The sequence below is a fragment of the Geobacter sp. genome (genome assembly GCF_030834625.1).
In the GTDB taxonomy this organism is placed as follows: Bacteria; Desulfobacterota; Desulfuromonadia; order Geobacterales; family Geobacteraceae; genus Geobacter.
The window spans coordinates 1-1,307 of the sequence record NZ_JAUQXO010000074.1 but is presented as its reverse complement, the minus strand read 5'-3'; the positions used below and the strand labels follow the sequence as shown (position 1 = coordinate 1,307).

2 protein-coding genes are annotated in these 1,307 nt (G+C 64.7%); both read left to right on the top strand.

The window, feature by feature from the left end:
- Positions 1-417: heterodisulfide reductase-related iron-sulfur binding cluster (locus RCH91_RS17665; RefSeq protein ID WP_306536328.1), on the top strand; the 417-nt coding region annotated here is incomplete at its 5' end.
- A partial coding sequence (locus RCH91_RS17660) for an FAD-dependent oxidoreductase (RefSeq protein WP_306536327.1) occupies positions 418-1,307 on the top strand: 890 nt, incomplete at its 3' end. It lies immediately after the preceding gene.

Sequence of the window (1,307 nt, the reverse complement as noted above, 5' to 3'; positions counted from 1 at the left end):
CTGACCCGGCCTCCCGAGGTTCCACAGCTGGACTGCGTGGAGGCCCCCACCATCATGGAGCGGGTCATCGGGGCCGCCGGGGCCGAAACCGTCGGCTGGAGCCACCGGATGGAGTGCTGCGGCGCCAACTTCACCCTCTCTCGGCCGGGCGTGGTTCTGAAGCTCTCCGGCGACATCCTCTCCTCCGCCAAGGCCGCCGGCGCCGACTGCCTCATGGTCGCCTGCCCCCTGTGCCATGGCAACCTGGACATCCGCCAGAAGGAGATCGAGGAGGCCACCGGCGAGCGCTTCGGCATGCCGGTCTTCTACATGACGCAGCTCCTGGCCCTGGCCGTGGGGGTATCGTCCAAAAAGCTCGGCTTTGACAGCATGATCGTGAACCCGCTGCCGCTATTGAAAGAGAAAGGGTTAGTGTAGATGTCCCGAATCGGCGTCTTTGTCTGCCACTGCGGCGAGAACATATCGAGAACCGTTGACGTGGAGAAGGTCGCGGCCGAAGCCGCCCGGATCCCCGGGGTGGCCTATGCCACCGACTACAAGTACATGTGCTCCGACCCCGGCCAAGGCTTGCTGAAAAAGGCCGTGGCCGAGCACGGTCTCGACGGCATCGTCGTTGCCGCCTGCTCTCCGCGCATGCACGAGAAGACCTTCCGCACCGCCGCGAAAGCCGCGGGCCTCAACCCCTTCCTCTGCGAGATGGCCAACATCCGCGAGCACTGCTCCTGGGTCCACGAGGACCGGGAGGAGGCCACGGAGAAGGCCAGCGCCATCGTCGAGATGATGGTGGCTCGGGTCAAGAAGGACAAAAAACTCGTCCCGATCACCGTCCCCGTCACGAAGAGAGCACTTGTGATCGGCGGCGGCATTGCCGGCATCCAGGCAGCCCTGGACATCGCCGACGCCGGCCACCAGGTGGTGCTCGTGGAGCGGGAGCCCTCCATCGGCGGGCACATGGCCCAGCTCTCCGAGACCTTCCCGACCCTGGACTGCTCCCAGTGCATCATGACCCCCAAGATGGTCGATGCCGCCAACCACCCCAACATCACCCTCCCCACCTATAGCGAAATCGAGGCGGTTGAGGGCTACATCGGCAACTTCTCGATCACGGTCCGCAAGAAGGCGCGAAGCGTCATCGAGGAGAAGTGCACCGGCTGCGGCGTCTGCTCCGCCAAGTGCCCCCAGAAAAAGATCCCCAACACCTTCGACAAGAACCTGGGGATGCGCCCCGCCATCTACGTGCCGTTCCCCCAGGCGGTCCCCAACACCCCGGTCATCGACCGGGAGCACTGCACCAAATTCATCAATGG